The sequence below is a fragment of the Streptomyces sp. T39 genome (genome assembly GCF_008042045.1).
Lineage (GTDB): Bacteria > Actinomycetota > Actinomycetes > Streptomycetales > Streptomycetaceae > Streptomyces.
In genome coordinates this window covers 3,663-8,644 of the sequence record NZ_RDBP01000044.1, presented here as the reverse complement: position 1 = coordinate 8,644, position 4,982 = coordinate 3,663, and the positions used below count along the sequence as shown (strand labels likewise).

General features: G+C 72.1%; 6 protein-coding genes. 4 read left to right on the top strand and 2 right to left on the bottom strand.

All coding sequences use genetic code 11. The features are described from left to right. The coding region (locus tag EAO77_RS40500) for a cellulase family glycosylhydrolase (protein WP_147991298.1) at positions 1-1,485 on the top strand (1,485 nt) is incomplete at its 5' end. 185 nt (positions 1,486-1,670) lie between these two features. Here EAO77_RS40500 and EAO77_RS28975 read toward each other — a convergent pair. Then, positions 1,671-2,195: a GNAT family N-acetyltransferase gene (locus EAO77_RS28975; protein WP_261994184.1), complete on the bottom strand. Its 525-nt coding sequence runs from the start codon at positions 2,193-2,195 to the stop codon at positions 1,671-1,673. Between the two features lie 238 nt (positions 2,196-2,433). Here EAO77_RS28975 and EAO77_RS28970 point away from each other — a divergent pair, with 238 nt between their 5' ends. The 3 genes from EAO77_RS28970 to EAO77_RS28960 all read left to right on the top strand — a co-directional run bounded on the left by EAO77_RS28970 (position 2,434) and on the right by EAO77_RS28960 (position 4,881). Next, positions 2,434-2,991: a dihydrofolate reductase family protein gene (locus tag EAO77_RS28970; RefSeq protein WP_147991296.1), complete on the top strand. Its 558-nt coding sequence runs from the start codon at positions 2,434-2,436 to the stop codon at positions 2,989-2,991. Positions 2,992-3,080: 89 nt separating this feature from the next. Further along, a complete protein-coding gene (locus EAO77_RS28965) occupies positions 3,081-3,533 on the top strand; it encodes a carboxymuconolactone decarboxylase family protein (protein WP_187283465.1) in 453 nt (150 codons plus the stop codon). A gap of 100 nt (positions 3,534-3,633) precedes the next feature. Then, positions 3,634-4,881: an MFS transporter gene (locus tag EAO77_RS28960; protein ID WP_147991295.1), complete on the top strand. Its 1,248-nt coding sequence runs from the start codon at positions 3,634-3,636 to the stop codon at positions 4,879-4,881. On the opposite strand, the gene EAO77_RS40495 is transcribed toward EAO77_RS28960, so the two are convergent. Continuing rightward, on the bottom strand, positions 4,872-4,982 hold a 111-nt coding region (locus EAO77_RS40495; protein WP_410088732.1), incomplete at its 5' end, for an alpha/beta fold hydrolase. The genes EAO77_RS28960 and EAO77_RS40495 overlap by 10 nt on opposite strands.

Below are 4,982 nucleotides of genomic sequence, written 5' to 3'. Positions count from 1 at the left end.
CGACCAGGAGGCCCAGGAGCCGGTGGACGGGAAGGCGCGGTCGTCGGCGACGAGGGTGCCGTTGACGGTGATGTCCATCGGGCGGGAGGCGGCCGTGCCGTTGGCGTACCGCAGGGTGAGCGTGGCCCGGCCCCCGCGCCCGCGGCCGCCGTCGCCCACGAGGCGGAGAGCGCCGCCCTCTCCCGCGGCGTCGTCGAGTCCAACCACCCCGGCTACACCGGCAGCGGCTTCGTCAACTACGACAACGTGCAGGGCAGCCACGTCCAGTGGACCGTCGACGCCGCGCAGGCGGGCCGGGCCACGCTCACCCTGCGGTACGCCAACGGCACGGCCGCCTCCCGCCCGATGGACATCACCGTCAACGGCACCCTCGTCGCCGACGACCGCGCCTTCCCGTCCACCGGCTCCTGGGCCTCCTGGTCGACGGTGACCCTCACCACCGACGTGAAGGCGGGCGCCAACACCGTCCGCGCCACCGCGACCACCTCCGCGGGCGGCCCCAACGTGGACCACCTCTCGGTGGACACCGCAGGCCCCGTGGCCTCCACCCCCGCCGCCGTCAACGGACAGCTGCGGGTCTGCGGCACCAAGCTCTGCAATCAGTACGGCAAGGCGATCCAGCTGCGGGGCATGAGCAGCCACGGCACCCAGTGGTACGGCCAGTGCCTCACCGGCGGTTCGCTGAACGCGCTCGCCACCGACTGGAACGCCGACGTCCTGCGGGTCTCCACCTACGTCCAGGAGGGCGGCTACGAGACCGACCCGCGCCGCTTCACCGACCTCGTCCACTCGCTGATCGAACAGGCCGCGGCGCGCGGCATGTACGTGATCGTGGACTGGCACATGCTCAGCCCCGGCGACCCGCACCACAACCTCTCCATGGCCAGGACGTTCTTCACGGAGATCGCGCAGCGGCACGGCGCGAAGACGAACCTGCTGTACGAGATCGCCAACGAGCCCAGCGGTGTCAGCTGGTCGCGGATCAAGAGCTACGCCGAGCAGCTCATCCCGGTCATCCGGCAGCACGACCCCGAGACCCCGGTGCTCGTCGGCACCCGGGCCTGGTCGTCCTTCGGCGTCTCCGAGGGCGGCGACGAGAACGAGGTGGTCGCCAGTCCCGTGGCCGCCGCCAACATCATGTACACCTTCCACTTCTACGCGGCGTCCCACCGCGACGAGTACCTGAACACCCTCTCCCGGGCGGCCGACCGGCTGCCGGTCTTCGTCACCGAGTTCGGCACGCAGAACTACGCGGGCGAGGGCGCCGACGACTTCGCGATGGCGCAGCGCTACCTCGACCTGATGGCGAGCAGGAAGATCAGCTGGGTCAACTGGAACTTCTCCGACGACCACCGCTCGGGCGCCGTTTTCAGGAGCGGCACCTGCGCCGCCAACGGCCCCTGGACCGGCACGTCCTCGCTCAAGCCGGCCGGCGTGTGGGTCCGTGACCGGATCAGGACCCCGGACAGCTTCCCCACCGGCTGACCGCCGAGGAGGCGAGCGCGGTGGCGAAGGGCTGGCGGGGCCGCTGGCGGGACGACGCCGTCGAGTTCTTCGAGCGGCTGCCGCTGTGGGGTGCTCGGCGCGCCCTGTGACTCCCGGACGCGCCCGGTCCGGGTGCGTGGGGACAGGCGGTCGTCGACGGACCGCGGGCGGATGTGCGTACCGGGTCAGCCGGCGTCGCGGTCCCGGGCGTGCAGATGGCCTTCGAGAGGCTGCGGCGAGCGGGGCGGAAGCACGGCCCGCAGGACGTAGCCCGCTTTCTCGGCGACCCGGCAGGAGGCGGGGTTGCCCGCGTTGTGGATGAGCTCCAGGCGGGTGTGCCCTTCCCCCTGGCCGGGATCGAAGGCCCACACCGTGAGCATCTCCAGCGCACGGGAGGCGACGCCCCGGCCACGTGCGGGCGCGCCGGTCCAGTAGCCGACCTCGGCCACACCGCCCGGTCCCGCGGACCGCTTGAGCACGATGTGGCCCACTGCCCGCCCGCCGACGTCGATCGCGAAGCTCAGTCGTGCCCCTGTCCGCCGGCCCTCTTCCTGCGCGGCGATCCAGCGCTCCGCGTCGTCGAGGTCGTCCACGCGGTGCGACGTCCAGCGGCGCAGCTCCTCGTCACCGGCCAGGGACGCCAGGGCGGCGGCGTCATCTGCCGTCCACGGCCGCAGCGTCAGGTCTGCCGACGTCAGTACCACGCTCATGTCCCCGGATCCCCTTCCGTCCTGCGTGCACCCTAACCGAGCGCGTCGGCAGCACGGCCGGTGAGCTGGGGCGGACGAACGGCCGGCCCGTGCGGGAGGGGCCTCGCCGGCCGGCCGGCCTCGGGCGGCGTCAGCCCTGGACCGGGCCGGCCCTGCGGGCGATGAGTTCCGCGTCGTGCGACGGTCACAGTCGGCAGGACCGCCGAAGGGCCCAAGCGCCCGTACCCGAAGGAGACTCGTGGCACAGCTCATCTACTCGATGATGACCTCGCTCGACGGATACGCCGAGGCGGCGGAGGGCGGTCTCGGCAGCGGGGCCGAGGACCCGGAGGTGCACACCTTCGTCAACGACCTCTTCCGCCCCGTCGGCACGTACCTCTACGGCCGGCGCATGTACGAGACGATGGTCTACTGGGAGACCGCGCACACCGAGCCGGGCCAGCCGCCGCACATCGTGCAGTACGCCCGCGACTGGCAGGCCGCGGAGAAGGTCGTGTACTCCACGACGCTCGAGTCGGTGTCCAGTGCGAGGACCAGGATCGAGCGGACCTTCGACCCGGACGCGGTGCGCAGGCTCAAGGCCGAGGCCGAGGCCGACCTCACCGTCGACGGCCCCCACCTCGCGGCCCAGGCCATCGCGGCCGGCCTGGTGGACGAGTACCGCCTGTTCATCACCACGAGCGCGGTCGGCGGCGGCAAGCGGTTCTTCCCCGACGGCGTGCGCCTCGATCTCGAACTGGTCGAGGAGCGTGCCTTTCGGAACGGACTGATCTACGCGCGCTACCGGACCCGCTGAGCCCCTCTCGCGCGGCGCGGCAATTGACCCATGATCCCATCGGTGAAATGCACCCTGCCCGGGGTCGATTCCGCGCCTACGGTCGACGCATGACAACCTTTCAGGTACCGCAGCGCATGAACTTCGCCGCCGTCGCTCCCAAGGTCTTCAAGGCCGTCCTGGCGCTGGACGCCGCCGCACGCGACGGCATCGATCCCGTCCTCGTCGAGCTGGTGCAGATCCGCGCCTCCCAGATCAACAGGTGCGCCTACTGCATCGACTACCACACCTCCGACGCCCGCAAGGCCGGCGAGACGAACGAGCGGATCGACCAGCTCTCCGCCTGGGAGGAGTCGAGCCTCTACAGCGAGGCCGAGCGGGCGGCCCTGGCACTGACGGAGGCCGTCACGCTGCTGCCCGGGGGCGTGCCCGACGAGGTCTACGGCGAGGCCGCCGCGTTCTTCGACGAGAAGCAGCTCGCCCAGCTCATCGCGCTGATCTTCACCGTCAACGCGTGGAACCGGATGAACGTCACCACGCGCAAGACGCCCGGCACCGCGTAACCGACTGCTCCCCCACGGGCGGTGGCCGCATCACCGGGCCACCGCCCGTGGCATGCCGTGAACCCCGTGAACCTCTTTCCCGTGAAGGGCTGACGAAGCCGTGACAACCGTCGACGACACACCACCGGGGTCCGCCACCACCGGCCGCTCGCCCGTCAGAGGGTGGCTGGCCGTACTGGCGGTGACCCTGGGCATCTTCTCCCTGATGACCTCCGAGCTCCTGCCCGTGGGCCTGCTCACGCCGATCGGCTCCGCCCTGGACGTCTCCGAGGGCACGGCGGGGCTCATGGTGACCGTTCCCGGCCTGGTCGCCGCCGTCTCGGCGCCGCTGGTGACCGTCGCGACCGGTCGCGTCGACCGCCGCATCGTGCTGGTGGTGCTGATCGGCATGGTCGGCGCCGCCAACCTGGCCTCCGCCTTCGCGACCGGCTTCGCGGTCGTCCTGATCGCCCGCTTCCTGATCGGTGTCAGTGTCGGCGGCTTCTGGTCCATCGCCGGCGGTATCGCGCTGCGCCTGGTCCCGGAGAAGCACGTCCCGCGCGCCACCGCCGTCATCTTCGGCGGCGTGGAGACCGCCTCCGTCCTCGGGGTCCCCACGGGCACGTTCATCGGTGACCTCAGCGGCTGGCGGACCGCGTTCGCCGTCGTCGGCGTCCTCGGCCTGGCGGCCCTGTCCGCCATGGTCTGCCTGATGCCGAAGGTGCCGGCCGAGCGGAGCGTCACGTTCGCCGACCTGCCGAGGGTCTTCAGGGGCAACCCGGGCCTGCGCACCGGCATCGCCATCACGTTCCTGGTCGTCACCGGCCACTTCACGGCCTACACCTACGTCCGGCCGGTCCTCCAGGAGGGCGGCGTCGACGGTGGCATGGTGGGCGTGATGCTGCTGGCCTTCGGCGTCGCCGGGATCTGCGGCAACTTCGTCGCGGGGGCGCTGATCGGCGGGCGGCTGCGGGGAACCGTCATGGGCCTGTCCGTGGTCCTCGCCGCGGCGATGGCGCTGCTCGCGCTCGCCGGCTCCGGCGCCTTCACCGCCGGCGCCCTCATGGTCCTGTGGGGCCTGGGCTACGGCGCGGTCCCGGTCACCTTCCAGACCTGGGTCCTGGAGGCGGCGCCCCATGCCACCGAGGCCGCCTCGTCGCTGTACGTCTCGACGTTCAACCTGTCCATCGCGCTCGGCGCGCTGTGCGGCGGATTCGCCGTCGATGCGGTCGCCGCCACCGGCGTGCTGTGGACCGGCGCCGTCCTCGCCGTCCTCGCCCTCCCGCTGGCCCGGCGGGCCGCCGCCGGCGCCCTCCGCCGGGGTCGCGAGGCGCCGGCGCCCGGTCCGGGCCGTCCGGTTCAGTCCTGAAGGGTGGCGAGCCAGCCGGTCAGCAGGGTGTTGACCTCGTCGGGGCGTTCCTGCTGGACCCAGTGGCCGCAGCCGTCGAGGACGTGGGAGGCGGAGAGGGC

Excerpts from the sequence above, each read along its gene's own strand:
- EAO77_RS28965 (WP_187283465.1), top strand. The coding sequence starts at position 3,081 with ATGACAACCTTTCAGGTACCGCAGCGCATGAACTTCGCCGCCGTCGCT.
- EAO77_RS28975 (WP_261994184.1), bottom strand. The coding sequence starts at position 2,195 with ATGAGCGTGGTACTGACGTCGGCAGACCTGACGCTGCGGCCGTGGACG.